This window comes from Marilutibacter spongiae (genome assembly GCF_014145325.1).
Lineage (GTDB): Bacteria > Pseudomonadota > Gammaproteobacteria > Xanthomonadales > Xanthomonadaceae > Marilutibacter > Marilutibacter spongiae.
This window is the reverse complement of record NZ_JACHTF010000005.1, coordinates 116,225-139,419: the sequence shown is the minus strand read 5'-3', so window position 1 is coordinate 139,419 and position 23,195 is coordinate 116,225. Positions and strand designations below refer to the sequence as shown.

Here is a 23,195-nt window from a genome sequence, read left to right as displayed (position 1 = left end):
GCGTGCCCTGCGCCGGCCACTGCCGCCGCCTCCCCCCACCCGACCCCGGAAGCCTCCCCATGTCCATCCTCCGCATGACCGACCTCGACCTCAGCGGCAAGCGCGTGCTGATCCGCGAGGACCTCAACGTGCCCATCACCGAGGGCCGGATCACGTCCGAGCAGCGCATCACGGCCGCCCTGCCGACGATCCGGCTGGCGCTGGAGAAGGGGGCGGCGGTCATGGTGACCTCGCACCGCGGTCGTCCGAGCGAGGGCGAATGGAGCGAGGCCGACTCGCTGGCGCCGGTCGCCGCGCGCCTGTCCGGAATGCTGGGGATGGACGTGCCGCTGGTGCGCGACTGGGTCGATGGCGTGGAGGTGGCGCCGGGACAGGTGGTCCTGCTCGAGAACTGCCGCATGAACGTCGGCGAGAAGGCCGACGACGAGGCCTTGTCGAAGAAGTACGCGGCGTTGTGCGATGTGTTCGTGATGGACGCCTTCGGCACCGCGCACCGCGCCCAGGCCTCCACCCATGGCGTGATCCGGGCGGCCGCGGTCGCTGCCGGCGGCCCCCTGCTGATGGCCGAGCTGGATGCGCTGGGCAAGGCACTCGATGCGCCCGCGCGCCCGCTGCTGGCGATCGTCGCCGGCTCCAAGGTCAGCACCAAGCTCGAACTGCTCGGCTCGCTGGTGTCCAAGGTCGACCAGCTGATCGTCGGCGGCGGCATCGCCAACACCTTCATCGCCGCGATGGGCCACGGCGTCGGCAAGTCGCTGGTCGAGATGGACCTGGTCGACACTGCGAAGAAGATCATCGCCGACGCCCGGGCGCGCGGCGCCAGCATCCCGCTGCCGACCGACGTGGTGGTGGCGCCGGCCTTCGCCGCCGATGCGCCGGCGACGGTCAAGCCCGTGGACGCGGTGGGCGCCGACGACATGATCCTCGACATCGGGCCGGAGACCGCCAAGGCCTACGCCGAACTGATCGCGAAGGCGGGCACGGTGGTCTGGAACGGGCCGGTCGGCGTGTTCGAGTTCGATGCCTTCGGCAAGGGCACCGAAGCGCTGGCGCGTGCGATCGCCGCCAGTCCGGCGTTCTCGATCGCGGGCGGTGGCGACACCCTGGCCGCGGTCGACAAGTACGGCATCGCCGACCGGGTCGGCTACATCTCCACCGGCGGCGGGGCGTTCCTGGAATTCCTGGAAGGCAAGGAGCTGCCGGCGGTCGCCGCCCTCAAGGCGCGCGCCGCCTGATGCGCGCCGCGGGCGACGCACCGGCCACGCTGTTCTTCGACCTGGACGGCACGCTGATCGACTCGGCGGTCGGCATCACCCGCTGCGTCGCGCATGCGTTCGCGCGCATGGGCCTGCAAGCGCCGCCCGAGGCCGAGTTGCGGGGCTGGATCGGCCCGTCGCTGCGCACCAGCTTCGGTCCGGCCCTGGTGGATCCCGAACGAGTGGAGGCCGCGGTGGAACACTACCGAGAGCGCTTCGACCGGGTCGGCTGGACCGAGCACCAGGTCTACCCGGGCATCGCCGACGTCGTCGAGGCCCTCCACGGCCGCGGGCATCGCCTGGCCGTGGTGACCGCGAAGAACGAAGAGCACGCGCGCCGGATCGTCGACCACCTGCCCTTCGGCAAGCGCTTCGTGGACGTCGTCGGGGCGACGCCATGCGGTACGCGCAGCGAGAAGCCGCAACTGGTCGCAGAGGCGCTTTCACGGCTCGGGCTCGAGGCCGGGGCCTGCGTGATGATCGGCGACCGGCGGATGGATATCGAAGGCGCGCGCCACCACGGCCTGCGCAACATCGGCGTGCTCTGGGGCTTCGGTGGCGAGGCCGAGCTGGTCGCGGCGGGCGCGGAGCGCATCGCCGACGCACCGTCGGCCCTGCTGCGCATGGTGGCCTAGGCAGGCCGCGCCGTCTTCCAGTCGCGCGCGAGCAGGCCGTAGAACGCGGTATCGCAGGTCTCGCCGGCGATCTCCCAGCGTTCGCGCAGACGGCCTTCGTGGACGAAGCCCAGGCGTTCGGCCAGTCGGCACGAACCGCTGTTGCGCGGGTCGATGTCGGCCTCGATCCGGCGCAGGCCGAGCACCGCGAACGCGTGGTCCAGGGCGAGCGTCGTCGCCTCCGCGGCCAGGCCGCGTCCCCATGATGCGCGCTCCAGCATGTAGCCGAAGTCCGCCATCCGCTGCGCGGCGTTGACGTGGAACAGCGTGACGCCGCCCAGCATGCGGTCGTCGTCGCGATCGGCGATGGCCCAGCAGACCTGGCGGTCGGGCGCATTGCCGTGCCGGCTGGACTCGAACTTGTCGCGGGCCTGGTCCGGGTGCGTCCACGCGGGATGGCTGCCGTAGCGCATCACCTCCGGGTCGGCATGCAGGCCGAAGAAGGCCGGCAGGTCCCCGTCGCGGTAGGGGCGAAGGCGGACGCGGGTGCCTTCAAGGACGGGGGGCTGGTATGCGGGCCGGGTCGTCATCGTTGCGTTTCCAGGTCGATGTGTCACAGCCAGAGCAGGCAGGCGCCGATCACCAGGCCGGTGGCCAGCAATTGCACCAGGCAGAAACCCATGATGTCGCGGGCCTTCAGGCCGGCCAGCGCCAGCACCGGCAGCGCCCAGAAGGGCTGCACCAGGTTGGTCCAGGCGTCGCCCCAGGCCACGCCCATCGCGACCTTGGCGACATCCGCGCCCAGCGTCTCCGCCGCCGGGACCATGATCGGTGCCTGCACCGCCCATTGGCCGCCGCCGGAGGGCACGAAGAGATTGAGCGCGCCGCCGGCGATGAAACTCCAGAAGGGCAGCGTGCGCTCCGTGGCGATCGAGACGAAGCCTTGCGAGAGGGTCGCCGCGAGGCCGGAGTCGACCATGATCGCCATGATGCCGGCATAGAAGGGGAACTGGATGACGATCCCCGCGCCGCCGCGCACGGCCTGTTGCAGGCTCGCCAGCAGCCGCCGTGGCGTCCCGTGCAGCACGATCGCCAGCATCAGGAAGGCCTGGTTGACGATGTTGAGGTCGAGCCCGCCGCCGCCGATGAAATGGTCGGCCAGAAAGCCAATGCCGGCCAGGCCAACCAGCCAGGACAACCAGCGGCTGTCCTCGAGGCGGTCGGCCGGCGAGGCAGCGTCCGCGTGTGGCGGGGCCGATGGTTCCGCTTCGGGGACGTGCAGCACCGCTTCGCCGGACGGCGGCAACATCCAGCGGTTCACCAACGGCACGACGACGAACAGCAGGGCGACGATGGCGAGGTTGTAGGGCGCGAAGATCGTGCGCGTCGTCGGCACGACCCCCATCGCGTCGGCCATGAAATGCCCCTCGGTGGCGATCGTCAGCGGGATCGAGCCGGCGAGGCCGCCGTGCCAGACGACGAAACCGGAGTAGGCGCTCGCGACCAGGAGGCGATAGTCCACGCGCACCTGGGCGGCGAGTTCCCGCGCGAACAGCGCACCGACCACCAGGCCGAAACCCCAGTTGATCCAGCTCGCCGCCAGCGACACCAGGCTCACCATCACGATGGCACTGCCCGGGCCGCGCGCGAGCGCGGCCAGGCGCGCGAGCCATGCCTTCACCAGTGGCGTGCTGGCGAGCATGAAGCCGGTGGCGAGGACCAGCAGCATCTGCATCGAGAATGCCAGCAGGCCCCAGAAGCCCTCGCCCCACATGCGCAGCACGGCGACCGGCGTCTGCCGCTCGACCAGCATCGCGGAAGCGGCGGCCACCAGGGTGAGCAGCAGCACCAGCAGGTAGGCGTCCGGCAGGTAGCGCTCGACGAGGCGGACGGCGGGACGCGAGAGACGGTTGAGCATGGAGGGGCCTGTCTTGTTCGGGGCGGTCGGCGCCGCGCAACCGGCCGCCATGCCGTTCGCGTGGCGCCGTGCACTGGTCTGCTTTGGCCGAGGACATTTCATACCACTGTGCACACGCCCGGCGCCATTCGCCGTTCGGCGGCGGCGCGTGGGGCGAAACGCCGCGGCGCTGTGCTAGTTTCGGCGGGATCGACGCCAGACTCGCACGCATGAGCGCACAACAACGCCGCACCAAGATACTCGCCACCCTCGGCCCGGCCACCGACCCCCCGGGCGTGCTGGACGCGCTGCTCAAGGCGGGTGTCGACGTGGTGCGGCTGAACTTCTCCCATGGCGATCCGGCCTCCCAACTCGAGCGCGCCGAGGCCGTTCGTGCGGCGGCGCGCCGCGTCGGCGTCGAGGTCGGCATCCTTGCCGACCTGCCGGGCCCGAAGATCCGCATCGAGCGCTTCGCCGAAGGCAAGGTGGAACTCAAGAGCGGCGATGCATTCGACCTCATCGCCAGCGACGATGCGCCCCCGGGCACTGCGCGTTCGGTCGGCGTGAGCTACCTCGGCCTGCCCGGCGACGTCGCGCCCGGCGACGTCCTGCTGCTGGACGATGGCCTGATGCAGTTGAGGGTCGAAAAGGTCGAGGGCCCGCGCATCGCCTGCGTGGTGCTCAACGACGGCGTGCTGTCGGATCGCAAGGGTCTCAACAAGCTCGGCGGCGGCCTGTCGCTGGGCGCGCTGACCGAGCACGACCGCGCGCTCATCCAGTACGCCGCCAAGGCCGACGCCGATTTCATCGCGGTGTCGTTCTGCCGCAACGCCGAGGACATGAACGAAGCGCGCCGCGTCGCCCGCGAGGCGGGCAGCGAAGCCGCGCTGGTCGCCAAGGTCGAGCGCGCCGAGGCGATCGAGAACCTGGTCGAGATCGTCGATGCCAGCGACGTGGTGATGGTCGCGCGCGGCGACCTGGGCGTGGAGATCGGCGATGCCGAGCTCCCGGGCCTGCAGAAGAAGATCATCCGCGTCTCGCTCGAGCGCAACAAGGTGGTGATCACGGCGACGCAGATGCTGCAGTCGATGGTCGAGAGTCCCATCCCCACCCGGGCCGAGGTGCTCGACGTGGCCAACGCGGTCATCGACGGCACCGACGCGGTGATGCTGTCGGCGGAATCCGCGGCCGGGCGTTACCCGATCAAGGCGGTCGAGGCCATGGCGCGCATCTGCCTGGGCGCCGAGCGCCAGTTCGCCCACGACACCGATTTCGAGGCCGCGCCGCGCAACCTCGAGCGCGCCGACCAGGCGATCGCGATGTCGGCGATGTTCCTGGCCGAGCACATCGGCGTGCGCGCGATCGTGGCGATGACCGAGTCCGGCGGCACGGCGCGCTTCCTGTCGCGCTTCCGGTCCTCGGTGCCCATCTTCGGCCTGTCGCGCCATGACGGCTCGCGCCGCAAGATGGCGATGATGCGCGACGTGTTCCCGATCGACTTCGACAGCCGTGGACTGGCCTCGCGCGATGCCGCCCGCAGCGCGATCCGGCAGCTTTTCGACGCCGGCCTGCTGGATGCCGGCGAGCGGATCATCTTCACCAGCGGCGACCACATGGAGCACCGCGGCGCCACCAATACCCTGCGCCTGCTGCAGGTCGGCGCGAACGGCCAGGCCGAGGGCCTGGGCGAACTGTGAGCCCCCGGGTGGCGTCCGCTCCTGCGCCGGGCGCCGCCACTGGTATTGTTTTTCGGGGTGTCTGGCCTGCAAGTCATTGATTGTCGGTCCCCGAGGGGAGGCGGACCGCCGGGGCTGGGGCTATAATGCGCGGCTTCCCACCCCATCCCCAGGACCCGCAATGAGCATCGAACAGCTTGCCGAAACCGCCCTGGCCATGGTCGCCCCGGGCAAGGGCATCATCGCCATCGACGAGTCGAATGCCACCATCAAGAAGCGCTTCGATGGTGTCGGCATCGAATGCACCGAAGAGAACCGCCGTGCCTACCGCGAGCTCCTGCTGGCCACGCCGAAGCTGAGCGATTACATCTCCGGCGCGATCCTGTTCGACGAGACCATCCGCCAGTCCACCCGCGACGGCGTGCCCTTCGCCAAGCTCATGGCCGACAACGGCATGATCCCCGGCATCAAGGTCGACAAGGGCACCCATGCCCTGGCCGGCTTCCCGGGCGAGGTGGTGACCGAGGGCCTGGACGGGCTGCGCGCGCGCCTGGAGGAGTACTACAAGCTCGGCGCCCGCTTCGCCAAGTGGCGCGCGGTGATCAACATCGGCGACGACATTCCTTCCGGCACCTGCATCGACGCCAACGCCCATGCGCTGGCCCGCTATGCCGCGCTGTGCCAGGAGCAGGGCCTGGTGCCGATGGTGGAGCCGGAAGTCATCATGGACGGCAACCACGACATCGACACCTGCTACGAAGTCACTGAAGTCACGCTGCGCTCGCTGTTCGCATCGCTGTACGAGCAGAACGTCATGCTCGAGGGCACCATCCTGAAGGCCTCCATGGTCCTGCCGGGCACGACCAGCGGCGACGACGCCTCGGTCGAGGAAGTGGCCGCGGCCACGCTGCAGTGCCTCAAGTCGACCGTGCCGGCGACGCTGCCGGGCATCGTGTTCCTGTCCGGCGGCCAGAGCGACGAAGCCGCGACCGCCCACCTGGACGCGATGAACCGCATGGGCCCCAACCCGTGGCCGCTGTCGTTCTCGTACGGTCGCGCCATGCAGTCGGCGGCGCTGAAGCTGTGGTCGCAGGACATCGCCAGGAACGTCGCCGAGGCCCAGGCCACGGTGTACGAGCGCGCGCGTGCCAACGGCCTGGCCGCCCTGGGCGAGTGGAGCAAGGCCGCCTGACCCGGGCGCGCCACGCTTCTGGAAACGCCGGCCACGTGCCGGCGTTTTTTTTCGCTGTAGGGCGGCAACCGCCCTGGCGCTCCCGGCGAGGCGTCGGGCGCGCGCCTGGACGTCACCCGGCTGCGCAGGTCGGAACGCGGCTTCGAGCGCGGCGCCGACGTCGCCCGATCACTCGCCGGACAGGCGCTGGCCCGGCAAGGTGGCCTCAGTCCGGCGTCGCGAGGGCGGTCCGGTAGCGCGCCGCCATGGCGGCGTCGAAGCAGCTGAAGACCACGTCCATCGGAGTGCCGGTGTCCTCCAGCCAGCGCAGGACGGTGGACACGGCCACCGGCACCGCGTGGTCCGGCGGGTAGCCGTACACCCCGCAGCTGATGGCCGGGAACGCGATCGAGGCGACGGCATGCCGGCGCGCCAGGTCGAGCGCGCGGCGGTAGCAGCTGGCGAGCAGGGCCGCCTCGCCATGGTCGCCGCCCCGCCAGACCGGTCCGACCACGTGGATGACATGGCGCGCATGCAGCCGGTGGCCGCCGGTGATCCGGGCCTCGCCGGTCGGGCAGCGGACGCCGGACCGCGACTCGGGCAGGCCGCGGCATTCGGCCAGCAGGCCGGGGCCCGCGGCCCGGTGGATCGCGCCGTCGACCCCGCCGCCGCCCAGCAGCGCGGGCTGGGCGGCATTGACGATGGCCTCCACCGCCAAAGCGGTGATGTCGCCCCGTGCCACCCGGCAGGACCCCGGCACGGGCGCGTCGCGGGTCATGGCGCGTCTCCAGGCCGCCCGTCGTCACGGGGCGAGGAGCACACCGGTGTCAACTTATGGGACAGGTGAGCGTTCATGGGGATGGCTATCCTTGCCGATTGCCCGTGTCCGCGCCGTACAGACGTCCAGAGAACCGCATGCCCCGATACCCCGATCGCCCCGCCTCCCGCCCATCGCGCCGTGTACGTCGGCACCCATTTGGCCTGGCGGGCGCACTCATCGTGCCGTTCCTGCTGGTGGCCCTGGCCGGATGTGGCGACAACCGGGCTGAACAGGAGAAGGGGCCGCGTGCGACGCCGGTGAGCACGCAGGTCCTCGAGCCGCGGCCCTGGAGCGACACCGTGCAGGCCCTGGGCACGGTCAAGGCGCGCGAATCCATCACCGTGACCGCCAAGGTCAGCGAGATCGTCCAGGACGTGCATTTCGAGAGCGGCGACGAGGTCGCCGCCGGCGCGCCGCTGGTGACCTTGAGCGGGCAGGCGCAGCAGGCGGCGCTCAACGAGGCGCTCGCCGCCGCGGAGGAGGCCAGCCAGCTGTTCAACCGGCAGAACGAACTGGTCGAGCAGAAACTGATCTCCCGTTCGCAGTTCGATGCCCAGCGCGCCATTCGCGACGCGGCGCGGGCACGGGTGGCGCAGATCCGTGCCCAGCTCAGCGACCGCGTGGTGCGCGCGCCGTTCGCCGGCGTGCTCGGGATCCGCCAGGTGAGTCCGGGCGCGCTGGTCACCCCCGGCACGCCGATCGCCACCCTCGACGATACCCACCGCGTCTACGTGGATTTCCCGGTGCCCGAGTCGCAACTCGCGCACCTGGCCGTCGGCCAGACCCTGGAAGGCCATAGCGAGGCTTACCCGGGCCGCAGGTTCGGCGGCGTGGTGAGCACCATCGACAACCGCATCGATGCCGCCACCCGTGCGGTCACCGTCCGCGGCGACTTCGACAATCCCGACCGCGCGCTGCGCCCGGGCATGCTGCTGCAGGTCGTCCTGAGCCGGCCCGAACGCGAGGCCCTGGTGCTGCCGGAGATCTCGATCGTCCAGGTCGGCAACACCTCGTACGTGTTCCGGGTCAAGGACGACGACACCGTCGAGCGCGTCGACGTCGAGGTCGGCGCGCGCCGCGAAGGCCTGGCCGAGGTCCTGGACGGCGCCGCCGCGGGCGATCGCATCGTGGTCGACGGCACCGGCAAGCTGCGCCCGGGCGCCTTGGTCAGCGAAGGCGGCCCGGTGCGGGGCGCCGATGCCGCCCCCGATGACGCGGTCCCCACCGACGAAGGCACGGACGCCGCCCCCGATCGCGGAGCCTGAGCATGAATTTCTCCGAGCTGTCGATCCGCCGCCCGGTGTTCGCCACCGTCATGAGCCTGTTGCTGATCGTGCTGGGCATCATGGCGTTCAGCCGCCTGACCCTGCGCGAGCTGCCGGCGATCGACCCGCCGATCGTATCGGTGGACGTCAGCTATCCCGGCGCTTCGGCGGCGGTGGTCGAGACCCGCATCACCCAGGTGCTGGAGGACGCGCTGTCGGGCATCGAGGGCGTGGAGACGATTTCATCGCGCAGCGTCAACGGACGTTCGTCGGTGACCATCGAGTTCACCCTGGAACGCGACATCGAAGCCGCCGCCAACGACGTGCGCGACGCGATCAGCGGCGTCGCCGACCGCATGCCCGACGAGGCCGATCCGCCGGAAGTGGAGAAGGCCGACAGCGATTCGGACACGGTCATCTGGCTCAACATGAACAGCACCACGATGGACGCGCTGGAGCTGAGCGACTATGCCGAGCGCTACATCGTCGACCGTCTGTCCAGCCTGGACGGCGTGTCCACGGTGCGCATCGGCGGGCAGCAGCGCTACGCCATGCGGATCTGGCTCGACAGCAATGCCATGGCCGCACGCGGCATCACCGCCAACGACGTCGAGGACGCGTTGCGCGCGGAGAACGTCGAACTGCCGGCCGGGCGCATCGAGTCCGACAGCCGCGACTTCACCCTGCGCCTGGCGCGCAGCTACCAGGCGCCGGAGGACTTCGCGCGCATCCCCTTGCGCAAGGGCGACGACGGTTACGTCGTGCGCCTGGGCGACGTCGCCCGCGTCGAACTCGAGTCCGCCGAGCGCCGCGCCTACTACCGGAGCAATGGCGAGCCGAACATCGGCCTGGGCATCAACAAGACCTCCACCGCCAACGCGCTGGAAGTGGCGCGGGCGGCGCGCGAGGAAGCCGAGCGCATCCAGCCGACCCTGCCGCAGGGCACGGACATCTTCGTCGCCTACGACAGCACCTTGTTCATCGAGGCAGCCATCGAGCGCGTCTACCACACCCTGGCCGAGGCCATCGTCCTCGTGCTGCTGGTGATCTGGCTGTTCCTGGGCAGCTTCCGCGCCGCGCTGATCCCGGCCCTGACGGTGCCCGTCTGCCTGGTGGCGGCGTTCATCCCGCTCTACCTGTTCGGCTTCTCGATCAACCTGCTGACCCTGTTGGCGCTGGTGCTGTGCATCGGCCTGGTGGTCGACGACGCCATCGTGGTGCTGGAGAACATCCAGCGCCGGACCGACCTGGGCGAACCGCGGCTGGTCGCCGCCTCGCGCGGCACCAAACAGGTTGCGTTCGCCGTCATCGCCACCACCGCGGTGCTGGTGGCGGTGTTCCTGCCGGTGGGCTTCATGGAGGGCAACACCGGGCGCCTGTTCCGCGAGCTTTCGGTCGCGCTGGCCAGCGCGGTGGCGATCTCCGCCTTCGTCGCCCTGACCCTGAGCCCGATGATGGCCTCCAAGCTGCTGCGGCCGCACAGCGAGGAGAAGTCCAACCCCGTGCATCGGTGGATCACCGCGCGCCTGGACCGGCTCGGCGAGCGCTACCGCCGCTTCCTGGACCGCAGCGTCGAGCATCCCTGGGTCTTCGGGCTGCTGATGGTGGTGTCGCTGGTGGCGATCTTCGGCCTGTTCCGCTGGATGCCCACCGAGCTGGCGCCGCCGGAGGACCGCGGCGTGTTCTTCGTTTCGGTCGAAGGGCCGGAGGGCGCGGGCTTCGACTACACCGTCGGGCAGATCCACCAGGTCGAGGCGATCATGGACGAGCAGATCGCCAAGCCCGGCGAGGAGGACCGGCCGATCCTGCGCGCCAACACGCGCGTGCCGGGCGGCTGGGGCGCCAGCGAGGAAATGCACACCGGCAACGTCATCGTGTTCCTGCAGGACTGGGACAAGCGCGACGTCAGCACCAACGACGTGGTCGAGCAACTGCGCGGCGAACTGGACAAGCTCACCGGCGTGCGCGCTTTCCCGCGGGTCCGTACCGGCCTGGTGCGCAGTGGCGGCCAGCCGCTGCAGATCGTCATCGGCGGCCCCGACTACGCCGAACTGGCGGAGTGGCGCGACCGCGTGCTCAAGCGGATCGACGACAATCCCAACCTGTACGGCGCCGACTCCGACTACAAGGAGACCCGACCGCAGATGCGCGTCCAGATCGACCGCCAGCGGGCGGCCGACCTGGGCGTGAGCGTCTCCTCGATCGGTCGCGCGCTGGAAACCATGATGGGCAGTCGCCGGGTCACCACCTTCGTCCAGGACGGCGAGGAGTACGACGTCGTCCTGCAGGCCGACAAGCCCGCGCGGGCGACGCCGGCCGACCTCCAGGCGATCCAGGTCCGGGCCCGCAACGGCGAGCTGGTGCCGCTGTCGAACCTGGTCAGCCTGACCGAGCTGGCCGAAGCGGGCAGCCTGAACCGCTTCAACCGCCTGCGCGCGATCACCATCAGCGCGGGCCTCGCCGACGGCTACCGGCTGGGCGACGCGATCGCCTGGCTCAACCAGGTGGTGCGCGAGGAGCTGCCCGAGCAGGCGCAGATCGACTGGAAGGGCGAGTCGCGCGAGTACCAGAAGGCCGGCAGCGCGGTGCTGCTGACCTTCGTGCTGGCGCTGTTGATCGTCTACCTGGTGCTGGCGGCGCAGTTCGAAAGCTTCATCCATCCCTTCGTGATCATGCTGACGGTGCCGCTGGGCGTGCTCGGCGCGCTGCTGGGACTGCTGGTGACCGGGGGCACGCTGAACCTGTTCAGCCAGATCGGAATCGTCATGCTGGTCGGCCTTGCTGCGAAGAACGGCATTCTCATCGTCGAGTTCGCCAACCAGTTGCGCGATGCCGGGCGGAGCATCCACGAAGCGATCGTCGAGGCATCGGCGGTGCGGCTGCGGCCGATCCTGATGACCTCGATCGCCACCGTCGCCGGTGCGCTGCCGCTGGTGCTGGCCGGCGGACCCGGCTCGGCCAGCCGCGCGACGATCGGCGTCGTGGTGATCTTCGGCGTCTCGTTCTCGACCCTGCTGTCGCTGTTCATCGTGCCCGTGTTCTACGTGCTGCTTGCGCGCTACACGCGCTCGCCGGACGCGGTGAAGCACGAACTGGAAAAGCTCGAGTCCAGCACCCCGGAGGCCGGCGGCCTGGCCTGAGCGGGTCGCTTGCGCGCACCCGACCCGACCTGGACCGCGCGCCGTGACTGGCGTCACGAAGGACGGGGCGTCGTGCGGCCGCACGACCGCGGCGCCGATTCCGGGTATCGTGGGCGCCTGATTCGCGGGGAGGCGGGCGGGTGCCCACCGGCCCCCGCTTCGCCGCCATGCGGCCTTGTCCCGGGGAGAGATACGTGGAAGCACTGGTCACAGCACTCAACGACATCATCTGGAGCCGCGCACTGATCTACCTGTGCCTGGGCGCCGGCCTCTATTTCTCGATCCGCAGCCGCTTCATGCAGGTGCGCGGCTTCGGCGAGATGATCCGCCTGCTGTTCTCGGGCCAGTCCTCCAAGGCCGGCGTGTCGTCCTTCCAGGCCCTGGCGATGTCGCTGTCGGGTCGCGTGGGGACCGGCAACATCGCCGGTGTGGCCACCGCGATCACCTTCGGCGGGCCGGGCGCGGTGTTCTGGATGTGGATGGTGGCCTTCCTCGGCGCCTCGACCGCCTACGTGGAGTCGACCCTGGCGCAGATCTACAAGGAGAAGGACGAGAAGGGCCAGTACCGCGGCGGCCCGGCCTATTTCATCGAGAAGGCGATGGGCCAGCGCTGGTACGCCTGGCTGTTCGCACTGGTCACCGTGGTCGCGACCGGCCTGCTGCTGCCGGGCGTCCAGGCCAACAGCATCGCCCAGGGCATGCAGACGGCCTGGGGCATCGAACCGTGGATCACCGCGACGGCGGTAGTGCTGGCGCTGGGCTTCATCATCTTCGGCGGCGTCAAGCGCATCGCCCACTTCGCCCAGGTCGTGGTGCCCTTCATGGCGGCCGCCTACATGGTCATCGCCCTGGTGGTCGTGGTACTGAACGTGCAGATGCTGCCCGACATGGTCGCGCTGATCTTCAACAGCGCGTTCGGTCGCGAGGCGGCGTTCGGCGCGGTGGCCGGCCTGGCGGTCGAATGGGGCGTCAAGCGGGGCATCTATTCCAATGAAGCCGGGCAGGGCACCGGCCCGCATGCGGCGGCCGCGGCCGAGGTCTCGCACCCGGCCAAGCAGGGCTACGTGCAGGCCTTCTCGGTCTATGTCGATACGCTGCTGGTGTGTTCGGCGACGGCCTTCCTGATCCTGTCGACCGGCATGTACAACGTGCAGGCACCGGACGGCAGCATGATCGTCAACGAACTGCCGGGCGTCGAAGCGGGCCCGGGCTACGCGCAGGCGGCGGTGGAAACCTTCCTGCAGGGCTTCGGCGCGCCCTTCGTGGCGCTGGCGCTGCTGTTCTTCGCCTTCACCACGATCGTGGCCTACTACTACATGGCCGAAACCAACGTCACCTACATCAATCGCCGCGTGCACCGTCCGTGGCTGACCCTGCTGCTGCGCATCGGCATCATGGCGGCGGTGGGCTACGGCGCGATCAAGAGCGCGGCGCTGGCCTGGGGCCTGGGCGACATCGGCGTCGGCCTGATGGCCTGGCTGAACATCATCGCCATCCTGATCCTGCAGAAGCCGGCGTTCCTTGCGTTGCGCGATTACGAGCGGCAGAAGAAGGCGGGCCTCGATCCCGAATTCGACCCCGAGGCGCTGGGTATCCGCAACGCCGACTTCTGGGTCGAGCGGAAGGCATCCCGATGAACCGCCCGGGGTCGCTTGCCCATGGCTGAGCCCGGCTCCCCCTGGGGTCGTGGTGGCCGCCGCGAGCGTGCCCCGGCCGATGGGCCCCGTCGTCCCGCGGCGAAGCGACCGCAGCCCGTCGACGACGCGAGCCAAGCGCCCGGCGCGCAGCGCGAACTCCGCCTGTACGGACTCAACGCCGTGCGCGCGATGTTCGCCCGGCGTCCCGACGCGCTGCGCAAGCTGTACCTGGCCGAGTCGCGCATCCCCGACCTGCAGCCGCTGCTGAAGTGGTGCGCGGCCCATCGCATCGGGTATCGGGTCGTCGCCGAGGACGACCTGCGCCGGCTGGCGGCCAGCAGCCACCATGAAGGCGTGGTGGCCGACGTCCTGCGCACGCCCGCGCTTGCGCTTTCGGACTGGCTGGCGTCGCTGGACGCCGGTCCCCAGCTTGCGATCTGGCTCGACGGCGTCGGCAATCCCCACAACTATGGCGCGATCCTGCGTTCGGCTGCCCACTTCGGCGCATCCGCCATCCTGCTGCCGCGGCATTCCACGCTCGCACTTTCCGGTGCGGCGGCCCGGGTGGCCGAAGGCGGCGCGGAAGCGGTGCCGGAGGTCCGCATGGGGCGCCCGGAGGACGGGCTGGCGCCGTTGCGCGGCGCCGGCTTCCAGCTCGCGGGGACGGTCGTCGCCGGCGGCCGCAGCGTGTTCGACGCGGCGCTGCCCGAGCGCCTCGTCCTGGTGCTGGGCGCGGAGGGAGAAGGCATGGACCGCGACTTCGCGCGGACCTGCGAGCTGGAGCTCTCGATCCCCGGCACGGGCGCGGTGGAAAGCCTCAACGTGGCCGCCGCCAGCGCCGTGCTGATGGCGGCGTGGCGGATGCGTCACTGAGGCCCGCACGGATGGGCGGACCTGTTGGCATGCATGGCTGGTCGGGCCTGGCCGATTGGCACCCCGATGCATCCGGTGTCATCGCGGCCGAAGCCGCGGCCGTCGCCGACGCCGCGCGGCGTCGCCACCTCGCGGGCCAATGCGATCTGTGCGGGGCGACGCGTGGGTTCGCCAACCCGGACGGGAACATGCGAGAGGGCCTCGCGTGCCTTTCCTGCGGCTGCAATGCCAGGCAGCGGGCGGCAGCCCGCGTGATGCTGGCATCGCTGGCCGATCCGGCGACGTCGACGGTGCGCATTACCGAGCAGGCCAGCCGACTGTTTCTCGCCCTGCGCCCCCGCATCGGTGGCCTGCGCGGAAGCGAGTACCTGCAGGGGCGATGGCAGCGGCTGCGGTTGAGCGCCTGGTTATGGCGGCATGGCGTGGCCGGGCTGGCCCGTCATGGCGACGTGACTGCACTGGGCGATGCCGGGGCGTCCTGCGACGCCGTGCTGAGCCTGGACGTGCTCGAACACGTCCCTGCCCATGAAGCGGCCCTGCGCGAGTTCGCGCGGGTGCTGCGGCCGGGCGGCGTCCTCGCCCTCACGGTGCCCTTCTACGAAGGCCAGCTGGACAACCGGTGCATCGCCCGTCCCCGCGCCGACGGCAGCATCGAACACTTCGGTCCGCCCGAATACCATGGCGACCCGCTCAGCGGGGGCATCGTCTGCTTCCACCACTTCGGCTGGCAATTGCTGGACGACCTGCGCACGGCCGGCTTCGCTCAGGCGGTGGCCCATCGCGTGCAGGTAGCGTCGGCCGGTTTGCCACAGGGACAGTGGGTGCTGCTCGCACGCCGTTAGCGCCGGCGCCGCCTCACGTCGTGCGAGCCGCGTGGCGCGATGTCCGGTGCGGGCCCTTTGGCGATGGGCTCATTCCCGGCGAATGACGTCGAGCACGCTGGCATAGGCCTCGGCCTGGCCCACGTCGGCGATCATCGCGTGCATGCAGGCGGCGGTCGCGGCCAGCTTGAGGGTCCGCATGCAGGCGTGGTACTGGGCCGCGCTTGCTTCATCGAGCGCGGCCTGCATGGCCTGGGTCGCACTTCGCATGCCATAGGCGAAGTCCCCGGCGCTGTCGAGCACGCTGCGCAGGCTGAGGTTCACCGCCTCGACGAGCTGTGCGTTCAGGCCGCTCGACATCGCGGCCTTGAGATCGGCCGCACTGCCCTCGAACTGCGCCTGCAGGTCTTCGGGCTTGCCCGCGCCGGGAATCACGTCCAACGAGTAGATCTGCATCACGCCCGCGTTCGCCACCGCCTGCGACAGCGCATTCTGCTGCTGTTGGGCGGTGACGGCGTTCTCGTAGAGGATGCCGGTCGCGTGGGCGAGGCTCTGGTAGATGGTCGCCATCGCCATGGCCGGGGCTTCGGCCACGACCTTGGTGTTGGTCTGCGTGACCGAATCGGTGATGGTCTGGCCGGGAGGGGGGACGGACGACATGGCAATGCTCCTTGCTTGGGGTGGGTGTTCCGTGAGCCGTCAGTCTACGACGCCCACCCCGCGACGCCAGTCCGGCGCCGCGGACGCGTCCCGGCCAGGCTCAGTCGGCAGCCGCGGGCGTGTCCCGCGGCGCGCTGCCGAAACCGTGTTCGCCCTCGTTCGACGCCGCCAGGTAGGCGAAGACCGCGTAGGCGGCGACGTTCTGCGCCAGCGCCTGCGGATCGATCTTGTCGAAGGTGTCGTCGGGGGTGTGGTGCAGGTCGAAGTAGTCGGTGCCATCCTGGGCCAGGCGCGCCCAGGCCACGCCGTTGGCGGCCATCGGACCGATGTCAGGTCCCGGGCCGCCCTCGCCGGGCATGTGCACGATGCCCAGCGGGGCCAGGGCTTCGGCGATCGCCTTGTCGGCGGGCCCGGCATACGCCGGCGCCGAGCTCGAGTAGCCGTAGATGCGGCCGGCGCCGAAGTCGCTCTCCGCTCCGATCACGTGCAGCCCGACCTCGTCCTTGTGCGCTTCGGCGTAGGCCTTGCCGCCGTACAGGCCCTGCTCCTCGTTCGCGAACGCGACCACGCGGATGCTGCGCGCCGGGCGGCTGGGCAACTGGCCGATCAGGGCGCCCGCGGCCATGGTGATGCCCACGCCCGCGCCGTCGTCGATCGCGCCGGTGCCGAGGTCCCAGGAGTCCAGGTGGCCGCCGATCACCACCACTTCGTCGGGATGGCGGCTGCCGTTGATCTGGCCGATGACGTTGTAGGAGGTCGCGGTGCCGGTCCAGCCGCAGTCCAGCGCGATCCGCAGGCGGGTCGCGCCACGGGCCACCAGGCGCGCCAGCTGGTCGGCGTCGGGGACCGAGAGCGCGGCCGACGGGATGGGCTGCAGGCCGTCGTCGAAACGGGTGATGCCGGTATGCGGGTTGCGGTGCGAGTCGGTGCCGGCCGAGCGCATGACGTAGCCGGCCGCGCCCGCGCGAATGGCCGCCGAGGGGCCGCGGCTGCGGACGCGGCTGCCCGGGCCGTAGCCGGCGCCGTCGCGCGCGCGTTCCATGCGGTAGTCGATGAAGGCGATCTTGCCGGCCAGCGATCCGGCCGGCGCGGCCTCCAGCGCGTCGAGGTCGGCGAAGCGCACCACCTCGCCTTCGACCGTGCCGCCGGGGCTGCCGCCCAGGGCGGTGATCGTCAGCGGCTGCGCGTTCGCGCCCAGGATGCGGGCGTGCTCGCTGCGGCGCTCCCACTTGGGAAAGGTGACCGGTTCCTTCCAGACCTTGTCGAAGCCCAGCTCGCGGAACTTGGCCTCGGCCCAGGCGACGGCGCGCGCGTCGGCTTCGCTGCCGGCCAGGCGCGGACCGACCTCGGTGGTCAGGGACTCGACGACCCGATAGGCCAGGTCGCTGCGCAGCGCGGCATCGCGCAGGCCGGGCACGGCCGCGGTTGCGTCCACGCTGATGAAGGTCTCGCTCTCGCCTGCCTGGACGGGGCCGGTTGCGACGGTGCTCGACAGGAGCAGGGCAGTGGCCAGGGCCAGCAGGGTCTTGCGCATGGATATCTCCAGGAGGGGCCGGAAAAAGACGAAGCCGCGAGCTTAGCAAGCGCGCGGCTTCGGCCGGGGTGCCTCAAGTCATGCGTGGCTTGAGCGTTTTGCGTCGCAGCCTGCAATCCCATGCGAGCCTGGCGCGTCGCCGCTCATTTGCGCAGCGAGTCGCGGATCTCCCGCAGCAGCAGGACTTCCTCGGTCGGCCCGGCGGGCGCTTCTTCCGCTGCTTCCTCGGCCCTCTTCAGGCGGTTGTAGGCTTTCACGAACAGGAAGATCACGAAGGCGATCAGCAGGAAGTCGATGATGCTCTGGATGAACATGCCGTAGCTGATCGCGACCTCGGCGACCTCGTTGCCCGCGGCATCGACGGTGGCCGGGTCCAGCACGATCTTCCAGTCGCTGACGTTGACGCCGCCGGTCAGGGTCGCCAACACGGGCATGACGATGCCATTCACCAGCGCGGTGACGATCTTGCCGAAGGCCGCGCCGATCACCACCGCGACCGCGAGGTCGATCACGTTGCCGCGCGCGATGAACGCCTTGAATTCGCTGACCATGCCCATCGGGAGCTCCTCGTGTGTGGTGGATACCGTAGACTACCCGAATCGGGCGCGGGCACGGCGCTGATGCGGGTCAGCCCGCCGGGGGCAGGATCCGGCCCGACAGCGTGGGCAGGCCGTCGAGCGTGGCCTCGAAGCGATCGCCGGGCTGCAGCGGACCGACGCCGGCGGGCGTGCCCATGAAGACCAGGTCGCCGGCGCGCAGTGCGTACAGTCGGGACAGTTCGTGCAGGATCTCCGGCACGGTCCAGATGAGGTCGTCGAGCGAACCCTGCTGGCGCAGCTCGCCGTTGACGTGGAGGCGGATCGTGCGGCCGGCGAGCGGGCCCAGCGCGGCGGCGGGACACAGGGGGCCGATCGGCGCGGCGTGGTCGAAGGACTTGCCGGTGTCCCAGGGCAGGCCCTTGGCCTTGGCGGCCGCCTGCAGGTCGCGCCGGGTCAGGTCCAGCCCGAGCGCGTAGCCGTACACCAGCGCTTCGGCATCGGCAGGATCCAGCACGCCGGCGGGGGCGTCGGCACCGAGCGCGACGACCAGTTCGACCTCGTGGTGCAGGTCGCGCGTGCCGGGCGGGTAGGGCACCTCGCCGTCGAGCACGAGCGCGTCGGCCGGCTTAAGGAAGAACACCGGTTGCCCGCGCGCTTCGCGGCTCGCCGGGGCGACGGCGCCCATCTCGCGCGCATGGTCGGCGAAGTTGCGGCCCACGCAGTAGATGCGGCGGACCGGGAAACGATCGGCGGAAACGTTGCCGTCGATCGTGACGGGAGCGCGCGGCACTGCCGGCGCCTGGATGACGTCGCCCATGGAGTCTGGCTCTTGGTGCTGGGCCGCGATCGGCCCGGGACGCTCAGCGTACCGGCGGCAGGCGGGGCTTTTCCACCACCCGGTACTCGCCGTCCACCACCCGGCTGTCGCGGGCCACCGGCTTGCCGCGCTGCTGCCACAGCCGGAACAGCAGGCCGACGGCGATCATGGCCGCGCCCACCACCACGCTGAACATCACCAGCACCGCCAGCAGGGCGACGCCCACCACGCCGAAGGCGACGCGCAACCAGCGTTGACGCGGCTTGCGGGGCGAGGCGGCGGCATGGACGCGCGAGCGGATCCAGCTGGGATCGAAGCGGAAAGCGTAAGCGGACATTCGGTACGTCGTGACACAATGCGGCAACATCGCCGAGCGAGGAGTATCGGTCGGCGACCAGTTTCCCGTGTAATGGATTCGTTAACGATGCGTGATGGCAGTCAGGATTCAGACGGTTCGGCAGCGCCGTTGCTGGCCCTCGACCGCGTGCCCGACGGCGGCCTGGTGGAGATCGAGGCCGTGCTCGACGGCGACGCGGAGTCGCTGGTGCTGTTCCGCGAGGGCGAGGTGGTGCGCGGCTGGCTCAACATCTGCCCGCACGCGGGCCGCCGGCTGGACTGGTCGCCCGGCCAGTTCCTGCGCAGCAAGGAGGGCCTGCTGGTCTGCGCGGCGCACGGCGCCAGCTTCGAGCTGGGGCGGGGCGAGTGCGTGGCGGGGCCCTGCCGCGGCGAATCCCTGCGCGAAGTGGTCCTGCAGGTGCGCGACGGCGCGGTCTGGCTGGAGTAACCGGCCGTACGGGATCGCCAGTGGCGCGCGCCACCCGTGGGCCGGCGTGACCCACCTTTGGCGCCAGATGCCGGGAACCATGCCGCGATGATCTTGCTCGCACCCATTCCCCATTCCCCATTCCCCATTGCCGCTCAGAACAGCAGGTTGACCATCAGCACCGTGATCGTGGTGTACACCAGCGAAAGCGGTGCGCCGATGCGCCACAGCTCCTTGCCCGAATAGCCGGCCGGGCCGGTGATCATCGAGATGACCGGATTGGATGCGGTCATGAAGTTGTTGGAGGCCGACAGGGCCACGATCAGCGCGAAGGCGGTCGGGTTGCCGCCCGCGGCGAGGGCGATGTTGATCGCCAGCGGCACCACCACGATCGTCGCGCCGACGTGGCTGATCACCAGCGAGAAGGCGGTCGTCAGCAGCCCGAGCAGCAACTGCATGATCCAGACCGGCGTGCCCCGTGGAAGCTGCTCGATGCTGTGCCCGGCGACCCAGGCCGCCGCGCCGCTGGAATCCATCGCCCATCCCAGCGGGATCAGGCAGGCCATCATGAAGACCGTCTTCCAGTTGATCGCCGAGTAGGCCTCGTCGATGTGGATGACCCCGGCGATCAGCATGCCGGCCACCCCGGCCATCAGGGCCAGCGACACCGGCAGGCGCGAAGACAGCGCCAGCAGCATGGCCACGGCGAAGATGCCCATCGCGATCTTGAACTTGTGCGGTCGCTGTTCGCCCTTGGGGTAGTCGGTGACCACCACCAGGTCCTTGCCGGCGGCGGCCTTGGCCAGGTCGGTCCAGATGCTGTGCAGGACCAGCATGTCGCCCGAGCGCAGCGGCTGGTTGCGCACGTCCTCGCGCAACACGTCCTTCTCGCGGTTGATCGCCAGCAGGCTGATGCCGCGCTGCTTGCGCAGCTCAAGCTCACGGCCGGTCTTGCCGATGAAGCTCGACGTCGGCGGGATCACGGCCTCGGAGATGCCGGCGCGACTGGGGTTGAACAGGTCGCCGAAGTTGCGCAGGCGCGAGGTCAGGCGCAGGAAGTTGTTCTGCGCGAAGTCGGCCACCTGCTGCTTGGGGCCCATCGCGCCGAGCACGCTGCCGACCCAGATGCGGGTATCGGCCGGTGGCGCCAGGCGTTCTTCGTTGTTGCTCTTGAGCGCCAGCAGCAGGGGCACGCCGTGCAGGGTCTCGGCCTCGCCCAGCGACATGCCGACCAGGGGGCTCTCGGCGGTGACGGTCAGCTCGTAGACATCGCCCTCGATGCCGTAGGCCTTGGCGAAGTAACTTTGGGTGCGCGCCGGGGTCACGCCCTTGCCGGCGTCGTCGCGCTCGAGCCGGTGGCCGAAGAAATGGAAGTACGCCAGCGCCGCCGCCAGCAGGGTCAGGCCGATCGGCAGGGGCGCGAACATCTTCAGCGGCTCAAGCGTGGCCGCACCGGAGGGCAGGTTGCTGTTGGCCGCGACCAGGAGGTCGTTGAGCAGGATCAGCGGCGAGTTGCCGACCATCGTCAGCGCGCTGCCCATCATGATCGCCGCGGCGATCGGCAGCAGCAGTCGCGGCAGCGAGAGGCCGGTGCGCGAGGACAGGCGGGAGGCGACCGGCAGGTACAGCGCCATCACCGCGGGGTTCTGCATGAAGGAGGAGTTCAGGCCGGCGATCGCCCCGGTCAGCAGCATCAGCCGCTGCTCGATGCCGTGCGCGCGCCGCAGCAGCCAGGCCGCCAGGCGGTTGAGCGCGCCGGTGCGGTCGAGGCCGGCGCCGAGGATCATCGTGGCGATGACGCTGATGACCGCCTGGCCCGAGAAACCGTTGAACAGTTCGTCCGGCGCGACCAGTCCCGACAGGCCCAGCAGCACCAGCACGACCAGCGCCACGACGTCGGCGCGGATGCGCTCGAACAGGAACATCACCATCGTGAAGCCCACCAGCCCGAGGACGAGCTTCATGTCGGTGGTGAGCGCCAGCGTGGTGTCCATCAGGTCCGTGCGTGCCTGTGACCGGATCGTGGCGCGCGACAGGGCCGGTGCCGCCGTGCGTCGATGCGGGAGTCGGGAACTTCGACCGAGCCTACCGGTTGCCGCGTGTTTGCCGGATCACGAACCACGAATCACGAATCCCGTGCCTTGTCGTAGAGCAGGTCCCAGACGCCGTGGCCCAGCTTCTGGCCCCGCGTCTCGAAGTGGGTCTGCGGGCGCCACTCGGGCCGCGGCACCGATCCCCGCGCTCCGGCGCGGTTCTCCAGGCCGGGGGTGGCATCGAGGACGTCCCACATGTGTTCGGCATAGTCCTGCCAATCGGTGGCCAGGTGCAAGCGGCCGCCGCTGGCCAGCTTGCGCACCAGCAGGCCGGCGAAGCCGGGCTGCACCAGGCGGCGCTTGTTGTGGCGCTTCTTGTGCCAGGGATCGGGGAAGTAGATGCGCACCTCGTCGAGGCTGCCGTCGGCGACCTCGTTCTCCAGCACCTCGACCGCATCGTGGTGGTAGACCCGCACGTTGTCGCTGCCGTCCTCGGCCAGTGCGTTGAGCAGGCGGCCCACGCCCGGGGCATGCACTTCCAGGCCGAGGTAGTCGCGCGAGGGGTCCTGGCGGGCCGCGAAGCGGAGCGCCTCGCCGTTGCCGAAGCCGATCTCCATCACCCGCGGTGCGGCGCGGCCGAACACCGCGTCGAAATCGCGTGGCCGGCCCTCGTAGTCGAGGCCGAAGCGTGGCCAGGCCTGGTCGAACGCGCGCTGCTGGGCGGGCGTGAAGCGGCCCTGCCGGAGGACGAAACTGCGGATCTGCCGTTGCCCCTCGTGCACCGTGAAGGGCTTGGGCGGGGCCTTGCCGGCGGGCTTGTCGGGCGCGTCGCTCATCAGCCGACCAGGCCGTCCACCGGGCTGGACGCCGAGGCGTAGCGCTTGCGCGGGATCCGGCCGGCCTTGAAGGCGGCGCGACCGGCTTCCACGGCCAGCTTCATCGCATGGGCCATGAGCAGCGGGTCGCGGGCGCCGGCGATGGCGGTGTTCATGAGTACGCCGTCGCAGCCCAGCTCCATCGCGATCGCGGCATCGGACGCGGTGCCGACGCCGGCATCGACGATGATCGGGACGCTGGCGTTCTCGACGATCTCCATGAGGTTGTAGCGGTTCTGGACGCCCAGGCCGGAGCCGATCGGCGCCGCCAGCGGCATCACCGCCACGCAGCCGATCGCTTCCAGGCGCTTGGCCAGGATCGGATCGTCGGAGGTGTAGACCATGACCTGGAAGCCCTCGGCCACCAGGGTCTCGGCGGCCTCCAGGGTGGCGACGACGTCCGGGAACAGGGTCTTCTGGTCGCCCAGCACCTCGAGTTTCACCAGCGCATGCCCGTCGAGCAGTTCGCGGGCCAGGCGGCAGGTGCGGACCGCCTCCTCGGCGGTATAGCAGCCGGCCGTGTTGGGCAGCAGGGTGTAGCGATCGGGCGGGAGGACGTCGAGCAGGTTCGGCTCGCCCGGCGCCTGGCCGATGTTCGTGCGCCGGATGGCGACGGTGACGATCTCGGCGGCCGCGGCCTCGGTGGCCAGCCGGGTTTCTTCCAGGTCCTTGAATTTGCCGGTGCCGGTGAGCAGGCGGGAGCCGTAGCTTTTCCCGGCGATGACGAGCGGATCGATGCGGTGTGGGGCGTTCATCCCCCCATTATCGCACCACCCGGCCGCGCGGGGGCGCGACGTGGCGGTC

General features: G+C 70.3%; 20 protein-coding genes and 1 pseudogene. 10 read left to right on the top strand and 11 right to left on the bottom strand.

Annotated features, from left to right (window positions below):
- Positions 1–59: 59 nt before the first annotated feature.
- Positions 60–1,235, top strand: a complete 1,176-nt coding sequence (locus H4F98_RS06210; protein WP_182685924.1) for a phosphoglycerate kinase — start codon at positions 60–62, stop codon at positions 1,233–1,235.
- On the top strand, positions 1,235–1,891 hold the full coding sequence (locus H4F98_RS06205) for an HAD-IA family hydrolase (protein ID WP_182685923.1): 657 nt from the start codon (positions 1,235–1,237) through the stop codon (positions 1,889–1,891). The genes H4F98_RS06210 and H4F98_RS06205 overlap by 1 nt, the downstream gene beginning before the upstream one ends.
- Here H4F98_RS06205 and H4F98_RS06200 read toward each other — a convergent pair.
- Positions 1,888–2,460: a GNAT family N-acetyltransferase gene (locus H4F98_RS06200; protein WP_182685922.1), complete on the bottom strand. Its 573-nt coding sequence runs from the start codon at positions 2,458–2,460 to the stop codon at positions 1,888–1,890. The two genes, H4F98_RS06205 and H4F98_RS06200, sit on opposite strands and share 4 nt — an antisense overlap.
- A gap of 23 nt (positions 2,461–2,483) precedes the next feature.
- On the bottom strand, positions 2,484–3,788 hold the full coding sequence (locus tag H4F98_RS06195) for a short-chain fatty acid transporter (protein ID WP_182685921.1): 1,305 nt from the start codon (positions 3,786–3,788) through the stop codon (positions 2,484–2,486).
- 209 nt (positions 3,789–3,997) lie between these two features.
- Between H4F98_RS06195 and pyk the strand changes: the two genes are divergently transcribed.
- Both pyk and H4F98_RS06185 read left to right on the top strand, forming a co-directional pair.
- The gene (gene pyk, locus H4F98_RS06190) at positions 3,998–5,464 is read left to right on the top strand and encodes a pyruvate kinase (RefSeq protein ID WP_182685920.1); all 1,467 of its coding nucleotides are present in this window, start codon (positions 3,998–4,000) and stop codon (positions 5,462–5,464) included.
- A gap of 160 nt (positions 5,465–5,624) precedes the next feature.
- A complete protein-coding gene (locus tag H4F98_RS06185) occupies positions 5,625–6,635 on the top strand; it encodes a class I fructose-bisphosphate aldolase (protein WP_182685919.1) in 1,011 nt (336 codons plus the stop codon).
- A 205-nt stretch (positions 6,636–6,840) separates the two neighbouring features.
- On the opposite strand, the gene H4F98_RS06180 is transcribed toward H4F98_RS06185, so the two are convergent.
- Positions 6,841–7,392, bottom strand: coding sequence for an O-acetyl-ADP-ribose deacetylase (locus tag H4F98_RS06180; protein WP_182685918.1), 552 nt, complete (start codon positions 7,390–7,392; stop codon positions 6,841–6,843).
- A 218-nt stretch (positions 7,393–7,610) separates the two neighbouring features.
- On the opposite strand from H4F98_RS06180, the gene H4F98_RS06175 reads away from it, so the two are divergent.
- The 5 genes from H4F98_RS06175 to H4F98_RS06155 all read left to right on the top strand — a co-directional run bounded on the left by H4F98_RS06175 (position 7,611) and on the right by H4F98_RS06155 (position 15,191).
- Positions 7,611–8,699 (top strand): efflux RND transporter periplasmic adaptor subunit, encoded by a 1,089-nt coding sequence (locus H4F98_RS06175; RefSeq protein ID WP_425487578.1) that lies wholly within the window; start codon positions 7,611–7,613, stop codon positions 8,697–8,699.
- A gap of 2 nt (positions 8,700–8,701) precedes the next feature.
- Positions 8,702–11,839 carry an efflux RND transporter permease subunit gene (locus tag H4F98_RS06170; protein ID WP_182685915.1) on the top strand — a complete coding sequence of 1,046 codons (3,138 nt, stop codon included), beginning with the start codon at positions 8,702–8,704 and terminating at the stop codon, positions 11,837–11,839.
- Positions 11,840–12,033: 194 nt separating this feature from the next.
- A complete protein-coding gene (locus H4F98_RS06165) occupies positions 12,034–13,476 on the top strand; it encodes an amino acid carrier protein (RefSeq protein ID WP_182685913.1) in 1,443 nt (480 codons plus the stop codon).
- A 21-nt stretch (positions 13,477–13,497) separates the two neighbouring features.
- Entirely contained in the window at positions 13,498–14,349 is an 852-nt protein-coding gene (locus tag H4F98_RS06160; protein WP_182685911.1) for a TrmH family RNA methyltransferase, read from the top strand.
- A 29-nt stretch (positions 14,350–14,378) separates the two neighbouring features.
- The gene (locus H4F98_RS06155) at positions 14,379–15,191 is read left to right on the top strand and encodes a class I SAM-dependent methyltransferase (protein ID WP_182685909.1); all 813 of its coding nucleotides are present in this window, start codon (positions 14,379–14,381) and stop codon (positions 15,189–15,191) included.
- 318 nt (positions 15,192–15,509) lie between these two features.
- Here H4F98_RS06155 and H4F98_RS16830 read toward each other — a convergent pair.
- The 5 genes and pseudogenes from H4F98_RS16830 to H4F98_RS06130 form a co-directional block, all read right to left on the bottom strand.
- Positions 15,510–15,830 (bottom strand): annotated as a pseudogene (locus H4F98_RS16830) (RebB family R body protein); the annotation flags it as partial.
- Positions 15,831–15,930: 100 nt separating this feature from the next.
- Positions 15,931–17,364, bottom strand: coding sequence for a M28 family peptidase (locus tag H4F98_RS06145; RefSeq protein WP_182685907.1), 1,434 nt, complete (start codon positions 17,362–17,364; stop codon positions 15,931–15,933).
- A 143-nt stretch (positions 17,365–17,507) separates the two neighbouring features.
- Positions 17,508–17,921 carry a large-conductance mechanosensitive channel protein MscL gene (gene mscL, locus H4F98_RS06140; RefSeq protein ID WP_182685905.1) on the bottom strand — a complete coding sequence of 138 codons (414 nt, stop codon included), beginning with the start codon at positions 17,919–17,921 and terminating at the stop codon, positions 17,508–17,510.
- A gap of 70 nt (positions 17,922–17,991) precedes the next feature.
- The gene (locus H4F98_RS06135) at positions 17,992–18,720 is read right to left on the bottom strand and encodes a fumarylacetoacetate hydrolase family protein (protein ID WP_182685903.1); all 729 of its coding nucleotides are present in this window, start codon (positions 18,718–18,720) and stop codon (positions 17,992–17,994) included.
- A 43-nt stretch (positions 18,721–18,763) separates the two neighbouring features.
- The gene (locus tag H4F98_RS06130) at positions 18,764–19,057 is read right to left on the bottom strand and encodes a hypothetical protein (protein ID WP_220479108.1); all 294 of its coding nucleotides are present in this window, start codon (positions 19,055–19,057) and stop codon (positions 18,764–18,766) included.
- Positions 19,058–19,144: 87 nt separating this feature from the next.
- Between H4F98_RS06130 and H4F98_RS06125 the strand changes: the two genes are divergently transcribed.
- Positions 19,145–19,504 carry a Rieske (2Fe-2S) protein gene (locus H4F98_RS06125; protein ID WP_182685901.1) on the top strand — a complete coding sequence of 120 codons (360 nt, stop codon included), beginning with the start codon at positions 19,145–19,147 and terminating at the stop codon, positions 19,502–19,504.
- 134 nt (positions 19,505–19,638) lie between these two features.
- Here H4F98_RS06125 and H4F98_RS06120 read toward each other — a convergent pair whose 3' ends face one another.
- From H4F98_RS06120 to H4F98_RS06110, 3 genes are all read right to left on the bottom strand, one after another.
- Positions 19,639–21,477, bottom strand: coding sequence for an SLC13 family permease (locus H4F98_RS06120; RefSeq protein WP_182685898.1), 1,839 nt, complete (start codon positions 21,475–21,477; stop codon positions 19,639–19,641).
- A gap of 131 nt (positions 21,478–21,608) precedes the next feature.
- The gene (trmB, locus tag H4F98_RS06115; protein ID WP_182685897.1) at positions 21,609–22,352 is read right to left on the bottom strand and encodes a tRNA (guanosine(46)-N7)-methyltransferase TrmB; all 744 of its coding nucleotides are present in this window, start codon (positions 22,350–22,352) and stop codon (positions 21,609–21,611) included.
- The gene (locus tag H4F98_RS06110) at positions 22,352–23,146 is read right to left on the bottom strand and encodes a thiazole synthase (RefSeq protein WP_182685895.1); all 795 of its coding nucleotides are present in this window, start codon (positions 23,144–23,146) and stop codon (positions 22,352–22,354) included. Before H4F98_RS06110 ends, trmB begins: the two co-directional genes overlap by 1 nt.
- Positions 23,147–23,195 lie beyond the last annotated feature (49 nt).

What these genes read in the sequence shown, in the direction of transcription:
- H4F98_RS06210 (WP_182685924.1), top strand. Translation starts at nt 60, where the DNA reads ATGTCCATCCTCCGCATGACCGACCTCGACCTCAGCGGCAAGCGCGTG.
- H4F98_RS06205 (WP_182685923.1), top strand. Translation starts at nt 1,235, where the DNA reads ATGCGCGCCGCGGGCGACGCACCGGCCACGCTGTTCTTCGACCTGGAC.
- H4F98_RS06200 (WP_182685922.1), bottom strand. Translation starts at nt 2,460, where the DNA reads ATGACGACCCGGCCCGCATACCAGCCCCCCGTCCTTGAAGGCACCCGC.
- H4F98_RS06195 (WP_182685921.1), bottom strand. Translation starts at nt 3,788, where the DNA reads ATGCTCAACCGTCTCTCGCGTCCCGCCGTCCGCCTCGTCGAGCGCTAC.
- pyk (WP_182685920.1), top strand. Translation starts at nt 3,998, where the DNA reads ATGAGCGCACAACAACGCCGCACCAAGATACTCGCCACCCTCGGCCCG.
- H4F98_RS06185 (WP_182685919.1), top strand. Translation starts at nt 5,625, where the DNA reads ATGAGCATCGAACAGCTTGCCGAAACCGCCCTGGCCATGGTCGCCCCG.
- H4F98_RS06180 (WP_182685918.1), bottom strand. Translation starts at nt 7,392, where the DNA reads ATGACCCGCGACGCGCCCGTGCCGGGGTCCTGCCGGGTGGCACGGGGC.
- H4F98_RS06170 (WP_182685915.1), top strand. Translation starts at nt 8,702, where the DNA reads ATGAATTTCTCCGAGCTGTCGATCCGCCGCCCGGTGTTCGCCACCGTC.
- H4F98_RS06160 (WP_182685911.1), top strand. Translation starts at nt 13,498, where the DNA reads ATGGCTGAGCCCGGCTCCCCCTGGGGTCGTGGTGGCCGCCGCGAGCGT.
- H4F98_RS06155 (WP_182685909.1), top strand. Translation starts at nt 14,379, where the DNA reads ATGCATGGCTGGTCGGGCCTGGCCGATTGGCACCCCGATGCATCCGGT.
- H4F98_RS06145 (WP_182685907.1), bottom strand. Translation starts at nt 17,364, where the DNA reads ATGCGCAAGACCCTGCTGGCCCTGGCCACTGCCCTGCTCCTGTCGAGC.
- mscL (WP_182685905.1), bottom strand. Translation starts at nt 17,921, where the DNA reads ATGGGCATGGTCAGCGAATTCAAGGCGTTCATCGCGCGCGGCAACGTG.
- H4F98_RS06135 (WP_182685903.1), bottom strand. Translation starts at nt 18,720, where the DNA reads ATGGGCGACGTCATCCAGGCGCCGGCAGTGCCGCGCGCTCCCGTCACG.
- H4F98_RS06130 (WP_220479108.1), bottom strand. Translation starts at nt 19,057, where the DNA reads ATGTCCGCTTACGCTTTCCGCTTCGATCCCAGCTGGATCCGCTCGCGC.
- H4F98_RS06125 (WP_182685901.1), top strand. Translation starts at nt 19,145, where the DNA reads ATGCGTGATGGCAGTCAGGATTCAGACGGTTCGGCAGCGCCGTTGCTG.
- H4F98_RS06120 (WP_182685898.1), bottom strand. Translation starts at nt 21,477, where the DNA reads ATGGACACCACGCTGGCGCTCACCACCGACATGAAGCTCGTCCTCGGG.
- trmB (WP_182685897.1), bottom strand. Translation starts at nt 22,352, where the DNA reads ATGAGCGACGCGCCCGACAAGCCCGCCGGCAAGGCCCCGCCCAAGCCC.
- H4F98_RS06110 (WP_182685895.1), bottom strand. Translation starts at nt 23,146, where the DNA reads ATGAACGCCCCACACCGCATCGATCCGCTCGTCATCGCCGGGAAAAGC.